Origin of the sequence: Streptomyces sp. NPDC051582, assembly GCF_040681715.1 — a bacterium.
In the GTDB taxonomy this organism is placed as follows: Bacteria; Actinomycetota; Actinomycetes; order Streptomycetales; family Streptomycetaceae; genus Streptomyces.
The window spans coordinates 156,819-178,643 of the sequence record NZ_JBFAZJ010000011.1; the positions used below are offsets into that span (position 1 = coordinate 156,819).

Consider the following 21,825-nt stretch of genomic DNA (forward strand, 5'->3'; position numbering starts at 1 on the left):
CGCATGAAACATGCACGATCATGCCGGAATGAGGCGTATCAATCTGAAGCGCGTGCTGGTGGGTGAACCGCTCGACACCGCACGACTGGGCGAGACCCTGCTGCCCAAACGGCTCGCGCTGCCGATCTTCTGCAGCGACCCGCTCTCCTCCGTGGCCTACGCCACCGAGGAGATCCTGTTGATCCTCGCCCTCGGCGGGGTGGCGCTGCTCCACCTCGCCTGGTACGCGGCCGCCGCCATCGTCTTCCTGATGATCGTGGTCGTCGCCTCCTACCGGCAGACCTGTTACGCCTATCCGGGCGGCGGCGGCGCCTACATCGTCAGCTCCGAGAACCTCGGTCAGACCGCCGCCCTCACGGCCGCCAGTGCGCTGCTCGTCGACTACGTCATGACCGTGGCCGTCTCCGTGGTCTCCGGCGTCGACGCCATCACCTCCGCGATCCCCTCCCTCAGCGACCACGAAGTCGGCCTGTCGGTGGGCTTCGTGGCGCTGCTGATGCTGATGAACCTGCGCGGCGTACGGGAGTCGGGACGCATCTTCGCCATTCCGACCTACGGATTCGTCCTCGTCATCTACGTGATGTTCGCCGTGGCGGCCGTCCGGCTCGCGACCGGCGACGCCATCCGCGCCGAATCGGCCGAGCTCCCGATCACCCCCGAGGGCACGTTCACCGGCCTGGGCCTGGTGCTCCTCGCGATGCGGGCCTTCGCCTCCGGGTGTACGGCGCTGACCGGCGTCGAGGCGATCAGCAACGGCGTCCCCGCCTTCCAGAAGCCCAAGAGCCGCAACGCCGCCAACACCCTGGCCGCGATGGGCGCCCTGTCGGTGACCATGTTCCTCGGCATCACCATCCTCGCCATGGTCTACGAGGTGCACGTCGCCGCCGACCCGACGGAACTGGGCCTGCCGCCCGGCACCCCGATGTCCACGGCGCTCGCCCAGATCGGCCGCGCCACCTTCGGGAGCTGGCACTTCCTCTTCTACCTGCTCCAGGCCGTCACCGCGGGCGTGCTGATCCTCGCCGCCAACACCGCCTTCAACGGCTTCCCGATGCTCGCCTCGATCCTGGCCAAGGACCGGTACGCGCCCCGCCAGCTCTTCAACCGCGGCGACCGGCTCGTCTACTCCAACGGGATCGTGCTGCTCGCGCTCGCCGCCGTCGCCCTCATCATCGCCTTCGACGCCCAGCTGACCCGCCTCATCCAGCTCTACATCATCGGCGTCTTCGTCTCCTTCACCCTCTCCCAGGCGGGCATGGTCCGGCACTGGCGGCGCGTGCTCGCCTCCCCGGCCACGCCCAAGGCGGAGCGGATCCACATCCACCGCCGGCTCGCGATCAACGCGGTCGGCGCCACCCTGACCGCCGTGGTCCTGGTCATCGTCCTGCTCACCAAGTTCACGCACGGCGCCTGGCTGGTCGTCATCGCGATGCCGCTGCTCTTCTTCGGCATGAAGGGCGTCCGCCGGCACTACGACCGGGTCTCGGCCCAGGTCGCCGTCGCCCCCGGGGTCAAACCGCGCAAACCCTCCCGCCACCACGTGCTGGTACTGGTCGCCAACGTGCACGCCCCGACCCTGAAGGCGCTCGGCTACGCGCAGGCCCTGCGGCCGGACAGCCTGACCGCCGTCACGGTCGCCGCCGACGAGGAGGACGCGCGGCGGCTGCGCGAGGCCTGGGCGGAACACGATCCGGGCGTACCGCTGAAGATCCTGCACTCGCCGTACCGCGAGGTCGTCGGCCCGGTGCTCGCGCACGTGCAGGAGCTGGCCGCCGCCGAGGGGACGGACATGCTGTCCGTCGTGATCCCCGAATACGTGGTGGGGCACTGGTGGGAGCAGCCCCTGCACAACCAGAACGCGTTCCGGCTGAAGGCGAGGCTGCTGTTCATGCCGGGGGTCGCGGTGATCGACGTACCGTACCTGCTGGAGTCGGCGCGGCCTGCGGAAGCGGCGGCGGCTGCGGAATCGACGAGTTGAGCGGGTCGTTCGCGCGCTGGAGGACCGCCGCATGGGCCAGGGCCAGCTCCACCACGTGCGCCGGATCGGAGAGGGTGCGCCCGGTCAGCTGCTCCAGGCGGCGTAGCCGGTTCGAGACGGTGTTGCGGTGGCAGTACAGCCGCTGGGCGGCGTACGTCGTCGAGCCCTGACAGGTCAGCCAGGTGCCCAGCGTGGTCAGCAGCACCCGGCGGTCCTCCGCGGGCAGCGCCAGCACCGGGCCGAGCACCACCTGCCGCAGCCGGCCCGCGAGTTCGGCCTGGGAGGCGACCAGTGCGCCGGGCAGCCGCTCGTCGAGCAGGGCGGTGCAGGGACCGCCGGACGCGGGGGCCGTGCGCAGCGCGAGCGCGGCCAGCCGGCGGGCCCGGGCCAGGTCGTCGGGGGTCTCCACGACCGGGCTGATCCCGGCCCGGATCCTGAGCGGGGCGAGTAGCTCCCTCACGGACTCCAGCGGGTGGTGGCCCAGTTCCACCAGGCCGGTCTCGCCCTCGGCGCGGATCCGCCACAGCACGCGCGGGGCCTTCGCGTCGGGAGGGTCGACCGACGCGCCCGGGGCGAGTACGACCACGGCGAAGCGGCCGCGTTCGGGAAGCCCCAGCTCGGCCGCGGGCCCGCTCGCCGGGCCCGCGCCGTCGAGCAGGGCGTCCAGCAGGGCCGCCCGGTGCTCCCGTTCGCGATCGGAGCGAGCGGTCTCCGCACGTCGGTAGGCATCGGACAGTGCGTCCGACAGCTGGTCCTGTACGTCCCACAGCACGGCCGCGGCCGGCAGCAGCCGGGGCAGCGCCGCCGGATCGTGCGCGGCCACCGACTCGCCCAGGGTCTGCCACACCATGCGGCCGCCGCGCCGGCGGGCGCGCAGCAGCGAGGCGAGCGGCAGGCCCCGTTCGGCCAGGAGCGCGCCGGTGGCGCGGGCGTCGGCGAGCTCCACGGGCAGCCCGCGCAGGGCGCGGTCCAGGCCCTCGACGCACTGCCGCAGGTCCAGGCGGATCCGCTCGCGCAGCTCGGCCCGGCCGAGCAGGGCGGCGTACGCGGGATCCTCGGCCAGCGTCCGGTCGGCGAGCCGGTCCGCCGTCACGGTGATCCGGCGGGACAGGTCCTCTCGTATCTCCTCGATGATCCGCTCCATGACGGGCAGAGTGACACGGGGGAGGGGGCGGTGGGGAGGGCCGGGACCGAGCCGGGTCCGCTAGCGTGTCCGAATCACTGCATGTGAAGTGGCCGGGCGGCCGCGCCCGCAGTCCCCCGCCGCCCCGCACGCCCACCCGCCACCCCGCAGCCGCGCACCCGCCCATGACCGTCAGGGAACCGCCCATGCGCCAGAACCCGGAGCGCCGTGCCGCACTCCTCGACGCCGCCATCGAAGTCCTGGCCCGGGAGGGCTCACGGGGCCTGACCCTGCGCGCGGTGGACGCGCAGGCGGGCGTACCGACGGGCACCGCCTCGAACTACTTCCGCGACCGCGCCCAGTTGCTCGTCCAGATCCTGCACCGCACCCGGGAGCGGCTGACCCCCGAACCGGCGGACCTGACCGGCCCGCCGGACACGAAGGCGCTGCTCGGGCAGGTCCTGGCGCGGGCGAGGCGCGAGCGCAGCGTGCACATCGCCGTGCTGGAGCTGCGGCTGGAGGCCACCCGGCGCCCCGAACTCCGGTCGGAGATGGCCGGGTTGCGGGGCGCCGGGCCGCAGACGGACCTGACCGGGCACCTGGACCGCGGCCTGCCGGGCGACCGCGAGGGCGTGGTCCTCCTCCACCTGGCGATGCTGGGCCTGATCGTCGAAGACCTCACCGTCCCCACCCTCCTCGACCCGTATCCGGTGGAGGACCTGATCGAGACGATGGCCGAGCGCCTGCTCCCGCGCCTCGCGCAGTAGCGGGCGCGAAAGGGCCGGCGGAGCCGGGGGCGTGGTGATCTTATGTCCGGGTGGTGCGCGAGTCAGCTGGGATTGTGGGCGGTGAAGGACTTTCATGGGGGTGCCAGGACTCGTACCGGAGCAGGGGGAGTATTCATGGTCACCGACGGCGGTCAGAAGGACAGCGACAGCGCACCCACCCTGATCGGTTCCGTGCAGCGGGCGCTGCGCCTCGTGGAGGCGATGCACGCAGAGAACGGGGCGACGGCGAAACGGCTCGCACGCGTCACCGGAATTCCGCTGCCGACCGTCTACCATCTGCTGCGCACCCTCAGCCACGAGGGCTACGTCGAGCGCGAGGGCGGCGCCTTCCGGCTCGCGGAGCACCTTCCGCTTGCCTCGTGAGCCCCGGCCGAGCCCCTCGGCCGAGCCCCTGGTGAACGGCGTGCGCCCCGTGCGCCCCACGCGCCCTCTTGCGCGACCGACGGCCGTGATCAACATTCGTGATCAGAAGTCGACGGGTTCCGGCCATGCAGCCGCGTGGTTCTGTGCATGTTCCCGCGGAAAATGCCAGAAGCCCCTTCCGCGCTGTGGAACGTGAGTAAGTTCCCTCCTGTCGCGCCGTAGACCGTGCACCTCGCACGTCTGGCCGGGAGGGGAGCCCGCGTGCCCGGGATCGACGAATGCCTGCTCGAAGCCATGGCCCTGCCTGGTGCGCGGGGGGCCGCGCTGGTCGACTGGAGCAGCGGACTGGCCCTCGGCACCGCCGGGGAATCGCCGGTCGGCGACCACGAGACCACCGCGGCCGAGACCGCCGAGCTGGCCCGGGCGGCCGCCGAGTACGAGTCCTTCGCCCAACCCGCTCCCAATTCCGCATCGGAACCGGACCTCGGCCAGGCGGGCCCGAGCCTGCCCGTGGAAGACCTGATCGTCACGACCCGCACCGGCTACCACGTCCTCCGCTTCGTCGAGACCAGCTTCGACAGCAGCGTCTTCCTCCACCTGTGGCTGGACCGAACCGACGGCAACCTCGCCCTCGCCCGGCACAGACTCCGCATACTCGCCGAGGGGCTGGTCCTCAGATGACACCCGCCCAGGTCGGCGGCTTCGCCGCCGTCGCCGTCTCGCCCCTCCTGACCCGGCTCGCCGCCGAGCGCGCCACCGGCGCCCTGTTGCGCGACCGCGGCACCCTCTTCCTGGAGGACGGCCGCATCGTGCACGCCGAGAGCCCGGCCACCCCCGGCCTCGACGTCCTGCTCACCACCGGCGGCGGCCTCGCCCCCGAACGCTGGCGCGAGGCCGTGGACCGGGCCGGCGCCCGCCGCCAGGTCGCCCGCTTCCTCGTGGACAGCGGGGGCCTGGCCGGCGGCGAACTGGAGATCTGCCACCTCGCCGCCATATTCGACGCCGCCTTCTTCGCCCTGTCCCCGGGCACCGGGCCGTCCCGGTTCCGCCGCGGGGCCACCCACTGGATCGGCTCCGTCCGCTCGGTCCCGGCCGCCGCCGTCGAGCGCGAGACCCGGCGCCGGCGGGAGCTGCTCGACGCGGTGTGGCCGTATCCGCTGCTGGACACCTCGCCCGTGGTGCCCCGGGCCGCCGCCCCCGGCCAGACCGTCACCGCCCGCCAGCGGACCCTGCTGGCCAGGGCGGACGGTGTGCGGACCCCCGCGGACCTCGCGTGGGCCCTGGGCCGCCCGGCCTTCCACACCCTGCTCGACGTGCGGCGCCTCGCGGCGGCCGGACTGGTCGAGACCCCCCACGCGCCGGTCCTGGCGCCGGTCGAAACACCCCTGCCCGACTGGATCACCCAGACCCAATCCCCGGACGTGGCGCTGCTCCGCCGGTTACGCGACGCACTGGAGGCAAGCCTGTGAGGCTCCCGCTGCGACCGGCCCTGCGCTCCGAGCGCGCCGACCGCTCCGAGCGGAGGCAGCCCGAAAGGAGCAAGGCCGACATGAGCACGGCGATGGTGCCCCCCGAGGCCGAAGCCGAGATACTCGCCGAGCTCCGCAGGCTGCGCGCCCGGGTTCCCCAGCTCACCGGCGCCCTCGCCGGCAGCGCCGACGGCCTCGTACTCGCGCAGGACAGCGCCGCCACCGAGGTGGAGTCCGTCGCGGCCCTGACCGCGGCCGCCCTCGGCGTGGCCCAGCGGCTCAGCGACTGCACCGGCCAGGGCGGATTCCGTGAGCTGCTCGTACGGGGCGAACACGGATACGTGGCCACGTACGCGGCCGGCGACGCCGCCGTCCTCACCCTCATCGCGGAACCCCGCGTCAACGTCGGCCGGCTCCACCTGGAGGCCCGCCGCTCCAGCCTGCGCATAGCGGAGCTCATCGACCAGGTCCTCGGGCGCCGCGGCCCCGAAGTCCCGCACGTCCACATCCGTACGGACCAGGTCTAGTTGATGCGGACATATCGGGCGTAACCGGTATGGACCGGACGTGCAGAACCGTAAGAAACCTTCTGAAATCACCAGAAAACGGCCTGGAATTCGCCAGAACCCGGAGCCGGAACCCAGAGAAAGAAAGAGGAGCCAGTCATGGCCAATGTGGAGACCGCCCTCAAGGAGACCCTCGCCACCATCGACGGCGCGATCGGTGCCGCCCTGGTCGACTACGGCAGCGGTATGGCCCTCGGTACCATCGGCGGCGGCAAGGACCTCGACCTCGCCGTGGCCGCGGCCGGCAACACCGACGTGGTCCGCGCCAAGGTCCGCACCATGGAGATGCTCGGCCTCAAGGAGGAGATCGAGGACATCCTGATCACCCTCGGCGGCCAGTACCACCTCATCCGGCTGCTCAAGAGCCGCGACTCCAAGGGGTTCTTCCTCTACCTCGCGCTCGACCGCGGCCGGGCGAACCTCGCGATGGCCCGGCACCAGCTCAAGAAGATCGAGGCGGAGCTCGAAGTCTGAGCAGACGTTCGGTCCGAGCTCGACGCCGAGGTGGCGGGCGGCTGAATTCTTTGCCGTCCGCCCCGGGAGTCACAGACCATATGTCCAGGATGGGGGGACTTTATCATCCTGTTACCGAGTAGGATGCTCTCATCACCTGATCATCGAAATAGCTTGAAACGCTGGAGAACCCGCCACCCATGCCCCCGCGCCTGAGCATCGTCGTCCCCGTCTACAACGTCGAGCTCTATCTCGACGAGTGCCTGGAGTCCATTGCCGCCCAGACGTTCGCCGACTTCGAGTGCATCCTCGTCGACGACGGGTCCACCGACACCAGCGCCGTCATCGCCAAGGCCTTCGCCGCGCGGGACAAGCGTTTCCGGGTCGTCATGCAGGAGAACGCCGGACTCGGCGCCGCCCGCAACGTGGGCGCCCGCCACGCCTGCGAGGGCAGCGAGTACCTGGCCTTCGTCGACAGTGACGACACGATGCCGGACTACGCGTACGAGCGCCTCATAGCGGCCCTCGACGAGACCGGATCGGACTTCGCCGGCGGCAACGTCAAGCGGTTCCGCTCCGTGGGCATGCAGCAGTCCTGGGGCCACCGGGCCGCCTTCGCCAAGACGCAGCTGAAGACCCACATCTCCAAGTTCCCGGCGCTGGTCACCGACCGCACCGCGTGGAACAAGGTCTACCGGCGCAGCTTCTGGGACGAGCACGGCTTCCAGTACCCGGAGGGCATCCTCTACGAGGACGCCCCCGTCAGCATCCCCGCGCACTACTTCGCCGCCAGCGTCGACGTCATCAGCGACTGCGTCTACCACTGGCGCGTGCGCGAGACCGGCGAGCGCTCCATCACCCAGCGCTCCACCGACCCGGTCTCCCTGATCGACCGCGTCACCTCCGTGCGCCTGGTCCGCGAGGCCCTCAAGGCCAAGGAGGGCGCCAAGTACGCCCGCTACCTGCGCGACTACGACTACAACGTGCTGAGCGAGGAACTCCCGCTCATCTACAAGTACGTCGGTGAAGGCGGAGCCGACTTCCGCGCCGCCTTCGTCAAGGAGGTCGGCGGCCTCGTCCGCGAGATCGGCACCGGCCCCTGGTCCGACCTGACCGTCGCCGACCGCCTCAAGGCGTACCTGGCCCGCGAAGGCCGCGTCGAGGACTTCATCGCCCTCACCAAGCACCAGAGCGACTACTCGTACAGCGTCCCCGTCAAGGGGCTCGCCCGCCCGCAGGCCGACTACCCGTTCCTGAACGGCCGTCCGCCGGTCCCCGCCAAGATCCTCACCCTCGGCCCGCGCGAGCGCCGCGTCGTCAGCCGCCTGGAGCAGGCCGTCTGGAGCGACGGCAAGCTCCTGCTGCGCGGATACGCGCTGCCCGGCCACCTCGGCGCGGAGAGCCGCCTCGGCTCGCGCAAGATGCTGGTCTTCCGCGAAGGGGGCAAGCGCCGCCGCACCGTGGTCACCGCGCGCACGGTCGCCTCCCCGATGGCCACCGTCAACGCCCCGCACCTCGCGCTGCGGCACGCCGACTGGGCCGGCTTCACCGCCGTCGTCGATCCCACCGCCTTCCAGACGGGCGGCAAGTGGAACGACGGCATATGGACCACCTCCGTCGCCGTCACCGGCGCCGGCGGCCTGCACCGCTCCCGCCTCAAGGGCGGTGAGTCCGACACCGGCCAGAACCCGCCCGCCCACTGGGTGACCCCGGACGTCCGCATCGTCCCGAACGCCACCGGAGCCCTCACCATCCAGGTCGAGACCGTCCGGGCCCGCGCCCTGGACGTCCGCCCGTCCGGCGAGGACGCCGTCGAGGTGAGTGGAGAGCTCGCCGCCGAGATCGGCGCCGGCGCCACCCTGCGCGCCGAGCACGTCTCCACCGCCGCCGTCCTCACCTTCCCGATCGAGACCGCCGCCGCGAGCGGCTCCGGCGGCGCCGGCCGGATCCCCTTCACCGTGCGCGTACCGCTGGCCGGGCTGGCCGCCGTACCGGACGCGGAGTGCGAGCCCGGCGAGTGGGCCCCCGAGCCGTGGAGCCTGACCGTGGTCGGCGCCGACGGCTCCGAGCACCGCCTCGCGCACGACGAACGCGGCGGCTTCGACGGCCTGGTCGTGCCCCTGACCGGCGGGGACACCGACCGCGCCCTCTTCGCCAAGCGCGGCAACACCGGCCACCTGACCCTCTCCGTGCAGCCCACGCCGCCGCTCGTCGACTCGGTCACCGGCCAGGACGGCACCCTCACCCTGAAGGGCCGCCTCGTCGCGCCCGGCGACGAGCCCTACGAGCTGGTCCTGCACGACGCGCACGGCACCGAGTTCAGCTACCCCGTCAGCCGGGACGGCGACCGCTTCGAATCCACCTTCGAGCCCGTCCTCCCCGAGTCCTACGCGGGCCGCGCCACGCTGCCGAAGGGCCGCTGGTGGCCCACCCTGCGCCCGCTCGCCCAGGGCGGCACCACCGCGGGTCTGCTCGGCGTCGACCGCGGCGCCCCCGTGCAGTTCGCGCCCACCGCCCTGCACGCCGGACCGACCGCGATCACCGTCCAGGGCCGCCGGATGCGCGTCGAGGCCCGCTTCTACGACCGCATGGTGATCGTCTCCGACCCGCTGCTCAGCCCGCACGACCGCTCCCGGTACGCCCAGCGCGTCACCCGGTACGAGACCTACCCGGCGCAGCGCGCCCTGCCGGTCAAGGACATCGCCGTCTACGACGCCCACCAGGGGAACGGCACGGGCGACTCGCCCCGTGCCATCCACGAGGAGCTGCTGCGCCGCGGGGAGAAGCTGGACCACGTCTGGCTCGTCCGCGACGGCCGCGCCGAGGTCCCCGCGACCGCCCGCGCCGTGCCGTACGACAGCACCGAGGCCTGGGAGGTCCTGGCCCGGGCCCGCTACTACGTCGTGAACGACAACGTGCCGCGGCGCTTCCAGCGCCGCGCCGGCCAGATCGTCGTCCAGACCTGGCACGGGACGCCGATCAAGGAGATCGGCCACGACTTCATCCACGACTACTACACGAGCCCCGAGATCCTGGAGGGGCTGGAGCACGACAGCGCCCAGTGGTCGCTGCTCGCCTCCCCGAGCTCGTACGCGACGCCCCTGCTCAAGAGGGCCCTCGGCTACCAGGGCGAGGTCATCGAGTCCGGCAGCCCGCGCACCGACGCGCTCGTCAAGCCCGACGCGCAGCGGATCGCCGAGGTCCGCCGCCGGCTCGGCCTGCCCGAGGGCAAGAAGGTCGTCCTCTACATGCCGACCTGGCGCGAGAACCGCGAGGGCTGGTCCGGCGGCTACAAGCTGGACCTCCAGATCGACCTGGACGCGGCGCGGCGCGAGCTCGGCGAGGACCACGTCCTGCTGGTCCGCGGCCACCACCACGTGACCGAGCAGGTACGGGACGAGGTGCGCGACGGGTTCGTCGTCGACGTGTCCCGCTGGCCCGACGCCACGGACCTGCTGCTCGTCGCCGACGTACTGATCTCGGACTACTCCTCGGCGCTGTTCGACTTCGCGCTCACCGACCGGCCGATCCTGCTCTTCACGTACGACCTTGAGCACTACCGGACCACGCTGCGCGGCTTCAACTTCGACCTGGCGGCCAAGGCCCCCGGCCCGCTGCTGGCGGACTCGGCGAGCCTGATCGAGGCCGTACGGGGCGCGGACGCGATCGGGGCGGAGTTCAAGGAGGCGCGGGCCGCGTTCCGCGCCGAGTTCTGCGATCTGGACGACGGCGGCGCCGCCGAGCGCGTCGTCGACCGCATGCTCTCCATGGCGGCGAAGCCCGCGGTGTAAGCCGTTGGAGTGCATTCAGGACGCGTTACCGACCGGCCCCGGGCCCACCGATGAATTTCGGGCCCGGGGCCGGTCTGTATAGGAGCGGGAGGGCGAACCGCCTTCCCGCTTCGACCGGCACACGCCTGGAGGCAGTCATGACGAGCAACGGTTTCACCACGTGCCTGTGGTTCGACGGCAATGCGGAGGCCGCCGCCGACTACTACGTGTCGCTGTTCAAGGACGGCAAGCTCGGCGGGGTCGCCCGTTACCCCGAGACCGGGCCGGGCCGGACGGGTGCGGTGATGACCGTCGAGTTCGAGATCAACGGCCAGAGGTTCGTCGGCCTCAACGGAGGCCCCCAGTTCACCTTCAGCGAGGCGGTCTCCTTCCAGATCGACTGCGACGACCAGGCCGAGGCCGACCGCTACTACGACGCACTGACGAAGGACGGCGGGGAGGAATCCGCCTGCGGCTGGGTCAAGGACAAGTTCGGGTTGTCCTGGCAGGTCATCCCGGCCGGCTTCACCGAACTCGTCGCCGACCCCGACCCGGAGCGGGCGGCCCGCGCGATGGCGGCCATGATGAAGATGAAGAGGCTGGACCTCGCCGAGCTCCGCCGCGCGGCCGACGCGGGCTAGCCGGGGCCGGGGTCGACGATGCGGGTCAGCAGGGCCGGGAGCGCCGTCCCGATCGGCTCGCGGATCACCTCGTCGGCGAGGGAGTCGTACGGGGTCTCCTCGGCGTTCACGATGATCAGGCGGGCCCCGGCCTCGGCGGCCATACCGGCCAGCGAGGCGGCGGGCTGCACCTGGAGCGTCGTCCCGACGGCGATGAACACCTGGCAGCCCTTGGCCACGGCGACGGCCCGGGCCAGCACCTCGGGGTCGAGCCGCTCGCCGAACATCACGGTCGCCGACTTGAGGATCCCGCCGCAGGCGAGACAGGCGGGGTCCGGGTCCCCGGCGGCGACCCGGGCCAGCGTCCCGTCCATCCCCGACCGGGCGCGGCAGTCCGTGCACACCACCGACCGGGCGGTCCCGTGCAGCTCGAACACCTTGCGCGGCGGCATTCCGGCCTGCTGGTGCAGTCCGTCCACGTTCTGGGTGATCACCCGTACCGGGGTGCCGGTGCGCTCCAGCTCCGTCACGGCCAGATGCGCGGCATTCGGCTGCGCCGCCAGGGCCCCGACCTCCACGCGCATCCGCCAGGAGCGGCGCCGGATCTGCGGATCCGCCATGTAGTACGCGTACGTCACCAGCTTCTCCGCCTCCGGATCCCGGCGCCACAACCCCTGCGGCCCCCGGTAGTCCGGAATCCCGGAATCGGTCGACATCCCGGCCCCACTGAACACTGCGACGAGCGGCTTCCCCATGCTCCGACCCTACGTACGGCCGGGCCGGACCCGCGACCGCATTGACGGGGCCCACGGCGCCCACGCGTCCGAGAGGGGCGTTCCTGCGGTGAATCCCGCCCCCCACAGGAGTGAGATCCACGGCCCACCCCTGCCCGTGAACACCCCCGGTGGTTACACATCCCGCATGAAGACCACCTCGTACAGCGTCGGTGCCCTGCTGCTGGCCCTGCTCGTGCTGCCGGCCCCGACCACCGCCTTCGCCGCCGTCGCCGACCCCACGCCGGTCGCCGTCCGCCACCGGCACACCGCCTCCGAGATCAGCGCCTTCCTCACCGCCTTCTACGGCCACCACGGTCCTTCCGCGCTCGACCGTGAGCAGAGCATCTCGCAGCAGCTCAGGGAGAAGCAGGCGCACGCTCCGACCTCCGACGTGCTGCTCTGCGCCCAGAACGAGCCCCGGGACATCGTGGTCGGTGCGGTCACCGTCGCCCAGTCGGCGGGGGTCGGCTGGGCCACCGTCACCACCCACTGGTCGGCGGACCAGACCGACACCTTCACCGCGTACGTGCGCCTCGACTCCCGGCCGATCAAGCTCGACGACGTGATCTGCGCGGGCTGACCCCCCTCGTACGCCGTCTGGTACAACACCGGACATGACGGGATTCGAGATCGGCGGCGCGAGCGCCGCCGACATGGAACTGATCCGCCACTGGGCCGAGGAGGAAGGGTGGAACCCGGGGGACACCGACCGTTTCGCCTTCGCGGTCGCCGATCCGGCCGGCTTCCTCGTCGGCCGGATCGGCGGCGAACCGGTGGCCTGCATCTCGGCCGTGCGGTACGGGTCGGACTTCGGCTTCATCGGCTTCTACATCGCCCGCCCCGACGTCCGCGGCCAGGGCTACGGGATCCGGCTGTGGCAGGCCGGGATGGAGCGGCTCGACGGGCGGCTCGTCGGCCTGGACGGGGTGGTCGACCAGCAGGACAACTACCGCAAGTCCGGGTTCCGTTCCGCCTGGAACAACGTCCGCCACGAGGGCGTCCCGCGGCCGAACGGATCGGGTGGCGGTGGCGGTGGTGGCGCCGGTGGCGGCGCCGGATTCGAGGTGGTCGACGCCGCCTCGCTGCCCTTCGAACTGCTCGCCGCGTACGACCGGCGGTTCTTCCCCGAGTCGCGCGACGCCTTCCTGTCGGCCTGGACCGGGCTGCCGGGCCGTACCGCCCTCGCCGCCGTCCGCGACGGCCGCATCGAGGGCCTCGGCGTGGTCCGCCCGTGCAGCGGGGCCTCGCGGATCGGCCCGCTGTACGCCTCCGCCCCGGCGGTGGCCGCCGCCCTGCTGCACCGGCTCGCGGAGCACGCCCCCGAGGGGGTGGTCGCCGTGGACGTGCCGGACGCGAATCCGTCGGCCACCGCCCTCGTGACGGGTCTGGGGCTGGAGCCGACCTTCGAGGCCGCCCGGATGTACACCGGCCCGGCCCCGGAGGTCGAGCTGGCCGGGCTGTACGGGGTGACCAGCCTCGAACTGGGCTGACGGGCGCGGGGCGGGCTCCCGCCGTGGGCGCCGGGCGGCGGTCGCACGACGCCGCCCGGCCGCTCGCGCCGTGCCCGTTCAGAAGCCGAACAGCGCGCCGCTGGTGTGCCGCAGGCCGCACGGGTTGCCGAAGGTGTACGAGTAGCTCATCCGGCGGCCCTGCCACACCCCGTCCGCCGTCACCGTCATCGGGTTCCACTCCCGGGTGCAGTCGACGCCCGCGCCGGGCGCGGCGACCGCGTCCAACTGGTGCGCGTTCGCCCGCAGTTCGGCGCAGGCGGCGGCGGGGGACGGGTGCGTCCCGCCCGGGGTCGGCGCGCAGACGAGGGTCACGGCGCGCAACACGGTGCCGTGGATCGGGTCCTCCCCTGCGGTGATGCTCAGGACGAGGGCGGAGGGCGCGTACAGGCTGTCCGCCCCCGACGGTGCGGCGTCGGCGGCTCCCGGCCAGGCCAGGGCCGTGAGAGCGGTGAGCGCCATGGCGGCGGAACCGAGGCCGAGACCCTTTGCGATGGACCGCATTTCGAACTCCCTTGAGTGGTTGTTTCGGATAGCGGACAGGAGTCTTGCCGACACGGACCGTGAACGCCCGGTCGCACCTCGATTTTTCGTCACCGATCGTAAGTGAATGTATGCAGACCGCAGTGGTGCGGGGTGTGCTGACCTGTGGCGCAGCCATCCGCCGAAACGGCCGAACACACGCGCTGAAACATTCCCGGGGGCGTGTTCGGCCCCCGGGAACGCGTGCCGGGCGGCAGTCTCGCTAGCGGGCCGTCGCGATGCGCGGGGCGTAGAGGTCGATCAGCCGGGTCCGGGTCTGCTGGAGCCGCAGCGCGAGCACGCGTCCGACCCAGTGGCCGATGGTGGAGCCGAACGCGGGATCGGCGTCCATCAGCATCCGTACGGCGGTCGCGTCGAACTCGTACGAGCGCACCGGGGTCATCGCCTCGGCGCTCAGCTGCCAGGTGTACGGCGGGAAGAGCCAGGACCAGCCGACGAGTTCCCCGGGGCCGAGGTTCTCGACGGGGGCCGGCCGGTGGGCGGGCAGCGGGATCTGGAGCGTCACCGTGCCGGATCGCACGATCCAGAAGGACTCGGCGCGCGCGCCCTCCTCGAAGATCCTCGCACCCTCGGGGAAATTGACCTCGCGGGCCTGGGACATCAGCCGTCCGCGGTATTCGGCGGAGAGGACGGCGGCGATTCGGATGGGGGAAGGTGTGCTCACGACGGCCTCCGATCAGGGCCCCCCGTTACCCCCAGTGTGACCGACATCCGGAAGAATCCGGGCGCGGCGCATCACCCGGTTGTCCGGTACCCCCGCGGGCGGCCCGGCACACCCCGGGCGCGGTCGGGGCCGCCGACTCCCCGAAGTCGGCCGGTCGCGCCCCGCAGGGGGTCAGTCCTCGGCGTTGGCCTCCAGGCAGGCCAGCTCCATCGCGTCGAGGACCGCCTCGTGGCTGCGGCGGCTGAGCTCGGCGACGTTCTCGATCTGCGCCGTGGCCCAGGCCGCCAGGGTCATCACCAGGACCCGCAGCCCGTCGGTGCCGTGTTCGGCCAGGATCGCGTCGGCGACGATCATCGCGTCCTCGGGCACCTGCTCCGGCGGCTCCAGCCCGGCGAGCCCGCGCAGCATCGTGAGGGTGCGACGGGAGATCTCCGGCGTCATCCTCGCCAGCCGCATGTCCTCTTCCTCGTCCATCCGCCCCACCCTCCCGTTCGGCGCCGTCCCCCCAGGGCACGGTAGGCGCTGACGGCCCCGCGCGGGGCCGTTTCGCCAGGGTGGCCGCACGTAAGGGAACGGCCCGGGCCGCGGAGGCCGGAAAGTCGGTGCCCGCGTGGGTTCCATGGTCAGCAACCGGCCGGTAACTTGGCCGCGGCATCCGCCAGTTGCCTCACCCCCCCTTCGCAGGAGCGACATGAAGAGCCTCATCCGCGCGCTGTCCGGCGCCCTCCTGCTGCTGGCGGGAGCCCTGCCGGCGGTGGCCGCGCCGGCATCCGCCGCGGCCGCGCCCCTGTCCGCCTCCCCGGCCGAGGCGTGGACCCCGCCGCTGTCCACCCGCGGCCGCTACGTCGTCGATGCGCGGGGGAACCGGTTCCGGCTGCGCTCCGGCAACTGGGACGGCGCCCAGGGCTCCTGGAACGGCGGCGGCGACCGCAACGACCCCGCCACGCACCACGCCGGACAGGACTCGGGCGGCATCCCGCTCGGTCTGGACCGGGTACCGGTCCCCACCCTGCTGGCCGACTTCCGGGCCCTCGGCCTCAACAGCATCCGGCTGCCCTTCTCGAACGAGATGCTCCACACCACCGCCCCCGTCCCGGACGAGGCCGTCGCCGCCAACCCGGCGCTGCGCGGCCGCACCCCGCTCCAGGTCTACGACGCCGTCGTCGCCGCGCTGACCGACGCCGGCTTCGCCGTCATCCTCAACAACCACACCGGCACCACCCGCTGGTGCTGCGGACTCGACGGCAACGAGCGCTGGAACAGCGGCAGGTCCACCGCCCAGTGGGCCGACGACTGGGTGTTCCTGGCCCGCCGGTACCGCGACAACCCGCGCGTCGTCGGCGCCGATCTCTACAACGAGGTCCGCCGCGACGTGCTCGACGACCCCAACTGGGGGCTCGGCGACAACCACGACTGGCAGGCGGCCGCCCAGGAGGCGGGCGACCGCATCCTCGCCGAGGCCAACCCGAACCTGCTCATCGTGGTCGAGGGCATCAACTGGACCGGCATCCCCCTGGACGGCCTCCCGCACGGCCGTCCCACCCTCACCCCCGTCCGCACCCTGTCCCACACCCTCGTCGTCTCCAACAAGCTGGTGTACTCGGCCCACTTCTACGGGTACACCGGCCCCCGGCACAGCGGCGCGACCGGCATGGGCGAGACCCATGACCTCCGCTACCAGGACATGAGCCGGGCCCAGCTCGAACAGACCCTCTACGACCAGGCCTTCTACGTCTCCGCCGAAACCGGCAACCACTTCACCGCACCCGTCTGGGTCAGCGAGTTCGGCACCGGTGCCGACGAGACCGGCGCCCTCCCGCGCGCCTGGTTCCAGAACCTCACCGGCTACCTGAACGCCGTCGACGCCGACTTCGCCTACTGGCCGCTGGTCGGCTGGAGCACCACCGCCCAGGGGGCCCCGGGCGGCGACTCCTGGGCGATGCTCCGCTACGACGCCTCCGGCCGCCGCTCCGGCGTGCTCGACGCGGGTGACTGGCGTACCCGGCCGTGGACGGCCCTCGCCACCCCCGGGCGCACCGGCCCGATCCCCGTCACCCCCTCCTGGTACCAGCTGGCCACCGACCACCGGGACCACAATGCCTCGCTGCTCGCGCGGGCCACCGGTGACTGGGACAACGGGGCCCGCAAGGCGGTCTGCCCCGACGGTTCCCGGCTGGCCGGACTCGGCCACACGGACGGGCGCGGCCTGTGCGGCACCTCCGACCTGCGGGCCGCGACGGGCGGGCACACCGTGGTCCGCGACGAGGCGTACGTCCCCCCGGGCGGTGACTGGGCCTCCGGCTACACGAAGCTCCAGTGCCCGGCGGGGCAGTTCCTGATCGGCTACAGCCTGCGCGGCGAGCGGGTCTCGGCGGCCCTGTGCGCGCCGGGCCGCACGGCCCTGCCGGCCGGTGGCCGCACGCTCTGGTTCGACCGCGGCGACAACCGCCCGTCCGGCGCTCCCGGCGGCGAGTTCGCGTACGGGGACTACAAGGGCCAGTGCCTGGCGACCGAGTACGCGGCGGGGATCGCCTTCACCACGCGCGCGGCCTCACGCCCGGGTCCGGCGGCCCTCCTCTGCCGCCCCCTGCCGCCCGCCTGACCCGGAGCTCCACCCTCCAGCGGGAACGATCATGGCGAGAAGCGAGTGTCGGCCCCGGAGACCTCCAATTTGGCATCCAATGCGTCAAGTGGGGTGAACGGGGGTGCGAACGGGCCTAGTGTGCGCCCGTACGGATGGTCGAGAACGGCGGCCGAACGTCTGTTTTCGGCCATCACCGCACAGTGACACCGAACTGGGGGGTTCATGCGCAGATCCAGAGGGCTCGCGGCCGCACTCGCCCTGTCCTTGGCCGGGACCGGCGCGGGCGCGGTCCTCGGCCTCGTCCCGCAGGCGGCGGCCATCACCCCGCCCGTCGCCTTCACCGCCGACCCGCTGTCGACCTGGCAGCCCAACGGCGTGGTCTGGGCCCTCGCCGAGGCGGGCGGCACCGTCTTCGTCGGAGGTACCTTCTCCGAGGTCCGCCCGCCCGAGGGCTCGGGCGGCGCCGAGCAGACCGCGGTGAACTTCGCCGCGCTCGACGCCGCGACCGGAGCCCCGACCTCCTGCCACCTCTCCTTCACGGTCGGCGGCGGCACCGCCACCGTCCGCGCCCTCACCCTCTCCCCGGACAAACAGACCCTCTACGCCGGCGGCTACTTCGGCGCCGTCAACGGCACCCCGGTCTCCAGCCTCGCCGCGATCGACGTGGCGACCTGCACGGTCAAGACCGGTTTCCGCCCCGCCTTCGCGGCCACCGTACGAGCCCTCGCCGTCACGAACGACACCGTCTACGCGGGCGGGGACTTCCTGACCGTCGCCGGCCAGCCGCGTCAGCGGTTCGCCGCCGTCGACGCCGCCGACGGCACGCTGCGGCCCTTCACCGCCGACGCCGACGAACCGGGCCGCGCCGTCGAGGTGACCCCCGACGGCGACCACGTCGTCCTCGGCGGGGACTTCTTCACCGTCAACGGCGCGAACACGCACGCGCTGGCCGTCGTCGACGCCACCAGCGGCGCGCTCACCAAGACGTACGCCGGCTTCATCGAGACGAACTCGGTCGTCAAGGACATCGCGACCGACGCGACCGGTTTCTACACCGGCAACGAAGGCACCGGCGGCGGCGTCTTCGACGGCCGGATCGCGGTCAACCTGAGCGACTTCAACCAGCGCTGGCGCGACACCTGCCTCGGCGCCACGCAAGCCGTGCTCCCGTACCAGAACGTGCTGTACAGCGCCTCGCACGCGCACGACTGCTCCAGCGTCGGCGAGTACCCGGACGGGCAGCGCCACCACCTGCTCGCCCAGCCGACCACCAGCGTCGGCAAGCTGGGCTGGGCCCCCGACACCAACGACGGCATCGGCGAGGGCATCGGCCCGCGCGTGATGGCGGTCGGTTCCAAGGGCGCAGTCCAGTACCTGTGGGTCGGCGGCGAGTTCACCACCGTCAACGGCTCCGCACAGCAGAGCCTGACCCGCTTCGCCTCCACCGGCGATACGGGGGCGCCCACCGTGCCCGTCGCGACCGCGGCGAGCTTCAAACCCGGCGAGGTGCAGGTGCGCTGGCGCACCAGCCTCGACCTGGACGACAGCGCGCTGACCTACCGCGTCTACCGGAACGGCTCGGGCACCCCGATCGCCACCGTCACGGCGGACTCGCTCTTCTTCAAACGTCCGCAGGCCTCCTGGACCGACACCACCGTCGTCGCCGGGCAGTCGTACACGTACCGGGTCACGGCCACCGACGCGGCCGGCAACACCAGTGCCCTGTCGGCGACCGCGAGCGTGACCGTGCCGACCTCGGTCGACGCGTACCCCAACCAGGTGCGTGCGGACGGCGCCCAGCTGTTCTGGCGCTACGACGACGCGTCCCTGCCGAACGTCGCGGACTCCTCGGCGAACGGCAACCAGAACGGCGTGCACCTGAACGGCCCGGCCCTGCGCCAGACGCCCGGCGCGGTCTCGGGCGCGAGCACGGCGATCGGCTTCAACGGCACGGACACCCGGGTCTACGGAGACCAGCGCCAGACCATCGGCGGCAGCTACACCATCGAGACCTGGTTCAAGACGAACACCACCCGGGGCGGCAAGCTCTTCGGTTTCGGCAACAACCAGGTGCGCAGCAGCAGTCAGTACGACAAGCACATCTACATGACCAATGACGGGCGCCTCGTCTACGGCGTGTACACCGGAGCCACCCGCACGATCACCACCGGCGCCGGTTACAACGACAACCAGTGGCACCACGTCGTCGCCACCCAGGGGCCGGGCGGCATGGTCCTCTACGTGGACGGTGCGCAGAAGGGCACCCTCGCCGTCACCACGCACGAGAACTACGCCGGCTACTGGCACGCCGGCGGCGACAGCCTCGGCGCCTGGCCGAACCCCCCGACCAGCGAGTTCTGGGCGGGCCAGCTCGACGAGACCGCCGTCTACCCGAGCATCCTGAGCGCGGCCCAGGTGCAGAACCACTACGCCCTGGCCACCGCCCCGGCCGACTCGGTCGTCCAGGTGCAGGCCGCCGAGGACACGTACGCGAACGCGGGCGCCCCGGACGGCAATTACGGAAGCTCCTCCTCGCTCGCCGTGCGCGGATCCTCGCTGTACACGAGCTACCTGCGCTTCAACCTGCCGGCCGCGCCCGCGGGCACGGTGCTCAAGTCGGCCTCCCTGAGCGTGAAGACGAGCACGATGGGCGGAGCCGGTACGGCGGACACGGTCTCGGTGGTCCCGGTCACCGGTACCTGGACGGAGGCGGGCACCACCTACAACAACCGCCCCGCCACGGGCGCTCCGGCCCTCGGCAGCTTCGCCGGGATCCCGGACGGCTCGGCGGTGCACACCACCGGGCTGAACGCGGCCGCCCTCGCGGGTGCGCTCGGCACGGGCTACGGCCTGGCGCTGACCAGCCCCGGTACGGACGCACTGTGGCTGTGGTCCTCCGAGGCGGCGGCGAACGAGGGCACACCGCAGCTCACGCTGACCTTCGGCGCGCCGTAGCCGCACGGTCGTACGGCCACACGGCCGCACGGCCGCAGGGAAAAGGGCGGGACAGGGGGCGCGGGCCGATACGGTCCGCGCCCCTCTGCCGCCCGCCGTCTCCTACGCCACGGTGTAGCAGAACTCGTACGCGACGGACGTGTCGCCATGGCGGTACGTGAACGCGCCGGAGCCCGACAGCCCGGCCAGCTCTCCCGACCCGGAGCCGGCGACCACCTCGAACGTGCACCGGGTGCCGTCGGCGTCGAACGTGCCGCGCTGCTCCAGGACGAAGGCGCCCGCACGGCCGTCGACGGCGCCGGACAGCAGCTCCAGACCGGTGTAGGAGCCGGTTCCCTCCCCGGTGTACGTGATCGTGTAGCCGGCGTCGGTCGCCGCGGCCTCGATGCCGCCCGCGAAGGCGTTGACGACCGTCGAGCGGGCGAGCCGCGGGGTGGAGTCGGCCGCCCCGATCGGCTCCTCCTGCCAGTCGGCGAACGTGAAACGGCCGGTGGTGGTACGGGGGGTGGTCGTACGCGGAGTGGTCGTACGCGAAGTGGTCGTACGGGCGGACATGGAGGACCTCCTGGTTCACGGCCGGGCGGCTTCGTGTTCCCCCGGCGCCGCACCAGCCTGTCCGGCATACCTGACACCTCCTGTCATGTATGCCGGCTCCCCGGTCCACAATGGCCCCATGCGCGCCGACCGGCTCCTCTCCCTGCTCCTCCTGCTGCAGAACCGCGGCCGGATGACCGCCCGCCGGCTGGCCGCGGAGCTGGAGGTGTCGGTCCGTACCGTCCACCGGGACATCGAAGCCCTCGGCGCCTCGGGCGTCCCCGTCCAGGCCGACCGCGGACCGGCCGGCGGCTACCGGCTGATGGACGGCTACCGCACCCGCCTCACCGGCCTCACCGACGCCCAGGCGGGCTCCCTCTTCCTCGCCGGTGCCCCCGGGCCCGCGCGGGAACTCGGGCTCGGAGCCGATCTGGCCGCCGCCCAGCTCAAACTGCAGGCGGCGCTGCCCGCCGCGCCGGCCGAGCGGGCCCGCCGGCTCCAGGACCGCTTCCACCTGGACGCCCCGGCCTGGTTCCGCGACGCCGATCCCGTCCCGCACCTCGCGCAGATCGCCCAGGCGGTGTGGGACCAGCGCGTTCTGCTCGCCGACTACCGCCGCTGGAGCGGCGAGGAGCGGGTCGGGCGCCCGCTGCACCCCCTCGGCCTCGTCCTGAAGGGCGGCATCTGGTACCTGGTGGCGCGGGCCGCCGACGGGCGCATCCGCAGCTACCGGGTCTCACGCTTCCTCGCGGTGGACACCGCCGAGGAGGTATTCGAACGCCCGGCCGACTTCGAACTCGCCGTGCACTGGGCGGAGTCTGCGCGACGGATGGAGGAGGCGATGCGCCAGGGGACCGCTCGGCTGCTGCTCTCCCCGCGCGGGCGCCGCCTGCTCCCCATGCAGTTCGGCGCCGCCGGGGTACGGGCCCTGACCGGCGCCGTTCCGGCCGATCCCGCGGACCCGGACGGCCCGGTCCGCGTCGACCTGGAGATAGAGTCCCAGGCCGTCGCGATCGGCGACCTCCTGCGCCTGGGCACCGAAGCCGAGGTCCTGGCCCCACCGGAACTCCGCCAGGCCCTGGCGGCCACCGTCGCCGTCCTCGCCGAGCGCTACGGCCGAGGCTGACGGCC

20 protein-coding genes are annotated in these 21,825 nt (G+C 72.5%); 14 read left to right on the top strand and 6 right to left on the bottom strand.

All coding sequences use genetic code 11. The features are described 5' to 3' along the window. Window positions 1-28 precede the first annotated feature (28 nt). A complete protein-coding gene (locus AB0M92_RS16805; RefSeq protein ID WP_366102898.1) occupies window positions 29-1,978 on the top strand; it encodes an APC family permease in 1,950 nt (649 codons plus the stop codon). Here AB0M92_RS16805 and AB0M92_RS16810 read toward each other — a convergent pair. Then, window positions 1,887-3,122: a helix-turn-helix domain-containing protein gene (locus AB0M92_RS16810; RefSeq protein ID WP_366102900.1), complete on the bottom strand. Its 1,236-nt coding sequence runs from the start codon at window positions 3,120-3,122 to the stop codon at window positions 1,887-1,889. The two genes, AB0M92_RS16805 and AB0M92_RS16810, sit on opposite strands and share 92 nt — an antisense overlap. A 185-nt stretch (window positions 3,123-3,307) precedes the next feature. Between AB0M92_RS16810 and AB0M92_RS16815 the strand changes: the two genes are divergently transcribed. The 8 genes from AB0M92_RS16815 to AB0M92_RS16850 all read left to right on the top strand — a co-directional run bounded on the left by AB0M92_RS16815 (window position 3,308) and on the right by AB0M92_RS16850 (window position 11,151). Continuing rightward, entirely contained in the window at window positions 3,308-3,868 is a 561-nt protein-coding gene (locus tag AB0M92_RS16815; RefSeq protein ID WP_366102901.1) for a TetR family transcriptional regulator, read from the top strand. A 135-nt stretch (window positions 3,869-4,003) separates the two neighbouring features. Further along, a complete protein-coding gene (locus AB0M92_RS16820; RefSeq protein WP_048477985.1) occupies window positions 4,004-4,252 on the top strand; it encodes a helix-turn-helix domain-containing protein in 249 nt (82 codons plus the stop codon). Window positions 4,253-4,513: 261 nt separating this feature from the next. After that, window positions 4,514-4,933 carry a hypothetical protein gene (locus AB0M92_RS16825; RefSeq protein ID WP_366102902.1) on the top strand — a complete coding sequence of 140 codons (420 nt, stop codon included), beginning with the start codon at window positions 4,514-4,516 and terminating at the stop codon, window positions 4,931-4,933. Continuing rightward, window positions 4,930-5,721 (top strand): transcriptional regulator, encoded by a 792-nt coding sequence (locus AB0M92_RS16830; protein WP_366102903.1) that lies wholly within the window; start codon window positions 4,930-4,932, stop codon window positions 5,719-5,721. The genes AB0M92_RS16825 and AB0M92_RS16830 overlap by 4 nt, the downstream gene beginning before the upstream one ends. A gap of 80 nt (window positions 5,722-5,801) precedes the next feature. Further along, a complete protein-coding gene (locus AB0M92_RS16835; RefSeq protein WP_366102904.1) occupies window positions 5,802-6,248 on the top strand; it encodes a roadblock/LC7 domain-containing protein in 447 nt (148 codons plus the stop codon). Window positions 6,249-6,386: 138 nt separating this feature from the next. After that, on the top strand, window positions 6,387-6,761 hold the full coding sequence (locus AB0M92_RS16840) for a hypothetical protein (protein WP_366102905.1): 375 nt from the start codon (window positions 6,387-6,389) through the stop codon (window positions 6,759-6,761). A gap of 179 nt (window positions 6,762-6,940) precedes the next feature. Then, window positions 6,941-10,531, top strand: coding sequence for a bifunctional glycosyltransferase family 2 protein/CDP-glycerol:glycerophosphate glycerophosphotransferase (locus tag AB0M92_RS16845; protein WP_366102906.1), 3,591 nt, complete (start codon window positions 6,941-6,943; stop codon window positions 10,529-10,531). A gap of 137 nt (window positions 10,532-10,668) precedes the next feature. Then, on the top strand, window positions 10,669-11,151 hold the full coding sequence (locus AB0M92_RS16850; protein WP_366102908.1) for a VOC family protein: 483 nt from the start codon (window positions 10,669-10,671) through the stop codon (window positions 11,149-11,151). Here AB0M92_RS16850 and AB0M92_RS16855 read toward each other — a convergent pair. Continuing rightward, complete coding sequence (locus AB0M92_RS16855) at window positions 11,148-11,885, bottom strand: Sir2 family NAD-dependent protein deacetylase (protein WP_366102909.1); 738 nt, start codon at window positions 11,883-11,885, stop codon at window positions 11,148-11,150. The two genes, AB0M92_RS16850 and AB0M92_RS16855, sit on opposite strands and share 4 nt — an antisense overlap. Before the next feature lie 166 nt (window positions 11,886-12,051). Between AB0M92_RS16855 and AB0M92_RS16860 the strand changes: the two genes are divergently transcribed. Together AB0M92_RS16860 and AB0M92_RS16865 are read left to right on the top strand one after the other, a co-directional pair. Further along, window positions 12,052-12,486: a hypothetical protein gene (locus AB0M92_RS16860; RefSeq protein ID WP_366102910.1), complete on the top strand. Its 435-nt coding sequence runs from the start codon at window positions 12,052-12,054 to the stop codon at window positions 12,484-12,486. Window positions 12,487-12,520: 34 nt separating this feature from the next. Next, on the top strand, window positions 12,521-13,396 hold the full coding sequence (locus tag AB0M92_RS16865; protein ID WP_366102911.1) for a GNAT family N-acetyltransferase: 876 nt from the start codon (window positions 12,521-12,523) through the stop codon (window positions 13,394-13,396). Between the two features lie 78 nt (window positions 13,397-13,474). Here the strand turns inward: AB0M92_RS16865 and AB0M92_RS16870 are convergent, their stop codons facing one another. The 3 genes from AB0M92_RS16870 to AB0M92_RS16880 all read right to left on the bottom strand — a co-directional run bounded on the left by AB0M92_RS16870 (window position 13,475) and on the right by AB0M92_RS16880 (window position 15,095). Next, complete coding sequence (locus AB0M92_RS16870; protein WP_366102912.1) at window positions 13,475-13,918, bottom strand: SSI family serine proteinase inhibitor; 444 nt, start codon at window positions 13,916-13,918, stop codon at window positions 13,475-13,477. Window positions 13,919-14,159: 241 nt separating this feature from the next. Continuing rightward, window positions 14,160-14,621: a cyclic nucleotide-binding domain-containing protein gene (locus AB0M92_RS16875; protein WP_366102913.1), complete on the bottom strand. Its 462-nt coding sequence runs from the start codon at window positions 14,619-14,621 to the stop codon at window positions 14,160-14,162. A 171-nt stretch (window positions 14,622-14,792) separates the two neighbouring features. Next, window positions 14,793-15,095 (bottom strand): hypothetical protein, encoded by a 303-nt coding sequence (locus tag AB0M92_RS16880; RefSeq protein ID WP_366102914.1) that lies wholly within the window; start codon window positions 15,093-15,095, stop codon window positions 14,793-14,795. Between the two features lie 217 nt (window positions 15,096-15,312). Between AB0M92_RS16880 and AB0M92_RS16885 the strand changes: the two genes are divergently transcribed. Together AB0M92_RS16885 and AB0M92_RS16890 are read left to right on the top strand one after the other, a co-directional pair. Beyond that, window positions 15,313-17,223: a cellulase family glycosylhydrolase gene (locus AB0M92_RS16885; protein WP_366102915.1), complete on the top strand. Its 1,911-nt coding sequence runs from the start codon at window positions 15,313-15,315 to the stop codon at window positions 17,221-17,223. Between the two features lie 204 nt (window positions 17,224-17,427). Beyond that, window positions 17,428-20,160 carry a DNRLRE domain-containing protein gene (locus tag AB0M92_RS16890; protein ID WP_366102916.1) on the top strand — a complete coding sequence of 911 codons (2,733 nt, stop codon included), beginning with the start codon at window positions 17,428-17,430 and terminating at the stop codon, window positions 20,158-20,160. A 102-nt stretch (window positions 20,161-20,262) separates the two neighbouring features. Here the strand turns inward: AB0M92_RS16890 and AB0M92_RS16895 are convergent, their stop codons facing one another. Further along, entirely contained in the window at window positions 20,263-20,715 is a 453-nt protein-coding gene (locus AB0M92_RS16895) for a DUF3224 domain-containing protein (protein ID WP_366102917.1), read from the bottom strand. Between the two features lie 118 nt (window positions 20,716-20,833). On the opposite strand from AB0M92_RS16895, the gene AB0M92_RS16900 reads away from it, so the two are divergent. After that, the gene (locus tag AB0M92_RS16900) at window positions 20,834-21,820 is read left to right on the top strand and encodes a WYL domain-containing protein (RefSeq protein WP_366102918.1); all 987 of its coding nucleotides are present in this window, start codon (window positions 20,834-20,836) and stop codon (window positions 21,818-21,820) included. Window positions 21,821-21,825: the final 5 nt, after the last annotated feature.

Excerpts from the sequence above, each read along its gene's own strand:
- AB0M92_RS16865 (WP_366102911.1), top strand. The coding sequence starts at position 12,521 with ATGACGGGATTCGAGATCGGCGGCGCGAGCGCCGCCGACATGGAACTG.
- AB0M92_RS16840 (WP_366102905.1), top strand. The coding sequence starts at position 6,387 with ATGGCCAATGTGGAGACCGCCCTCAAGGAGACCCTCGCCACCATCGAC.
- AB0M92_RS16885 (WP_366102915.1), top strand. The coding sequence starts at position 15,313 with ATGAAGAGCCTCATCCGCGCGCTGTCCGGCGCCCTCCTGCTGCTGGCG.
- AB0M92_RS16830 (WP_366102903.1), top strand. The coding sequence starts at position 4,930 with ATGACACCCGCCCAGGTCGGCGGCTTCGCCGCCGTCGCCGTCTCGCCC.
- AB0M92_RS16805 (WP_366102898.1), top strand. The coding sequence starts at position 29 with ATGAGGCGTATCAATCTGAAGCGCGTGCTGGTGGGTGAACCGCTCGAC.
- AB0M92_RS16820 (WP_048477985.1), top strand. The coding sequence starts at position 4,004 with ATGGTCACCGACGGCGGTCAGAAGGACAGCGACAGCGCACCCACCCTG.
- AB0M92_RS16845 (WP_366102906.1), top strand. The coding sequence starts at position 6,941 with ATGCCCCCGCGCCTGAGCATCGTCGTCCCCGTCTACAACGTCGAGCTC.
- AB0M92_RS16850 (WP_366102908.1), top strand. The coding sequence starts at position 10,669 with ATGACGAGCAACGGTTTCACCACGTGCCTGTGGTTCGACGGCAATGCG.
- AB0M92_RS16815 (WP_366102901.1), top strand. The coding sequence starts at position 3,308 with ATGCGCCAGAACCCGGAGCGCCGTGCCGCACTCCTCGACGCCGCCATC.
- AB0M92_RS16890 (WP_366102916.1), top strand. The coding sequence starts at position 17,428 with ATGCGCAGATCCAGAGGGCTCGCGGCCGCACTCGCCCTGTCCTTGGCC.
- AB0M92_RS16880 (WP_366102914.1), bottom strand. The coding sequence starts at position 15,095 with ATGGACGAGGAAGAGGACATGCGGCTGGCGAGGATGACGCCGGAGATC.
- AB0M92_RS16900 (WP_366102918.1), top strand. The coding sequence starts at position 20,834 with ATGCGCGCCGACCGGCTCCTCTCCCTGCTCCTCCTGCTGCAGAACCGC.
- AB0M92_RS16860 (WP_366102910.1), top strand. The coding sequence starts at position 12,052 with ATGAAGACCACCTCGTACAGCGTCGGTGCCCTGCTGCTGGCCCTGCTC.
- AB0M92_RS16855 (WP_366102909.1), bottom strand. The coding sequence starts at position 11,885 with ATGGGGAAGCCGCTCGTCGCAGTGTTCAGTGGGGCCGGGATGTCGACC.
- AB0M92_RS16835 (WP_366102904.1), top strand. The coding sequence starts at position 5,802 with ATGAGCACGGCGATGGTGCCCCCCGAGGCCGAAGCCGAGATACTCGCC.
- AB0M92_RS16810 (WP_366102900.1), bottom strand. The coding sequence starts at position 3,122 with ATGGAGCGGATCATCGAGGAGATACGAGAGGACCTGTCCCGCCGGATC.
- AB0M92_RS16870 (WP_366102912.1), bottom strand. The coding sequence starts at position 13,918 with ATGCGGTCCATCGCAAAGGGTCTCGGCCTCGGTTCCGCCGCCATGGCG.
- AB0M92_RS16895 (WP_366102917.1), bottom strand. The coding sequence starts at position 20,715 with ATGTCCGCCCGTACGACCACTTCGCGTACGACCACTCCGCGTACGACC.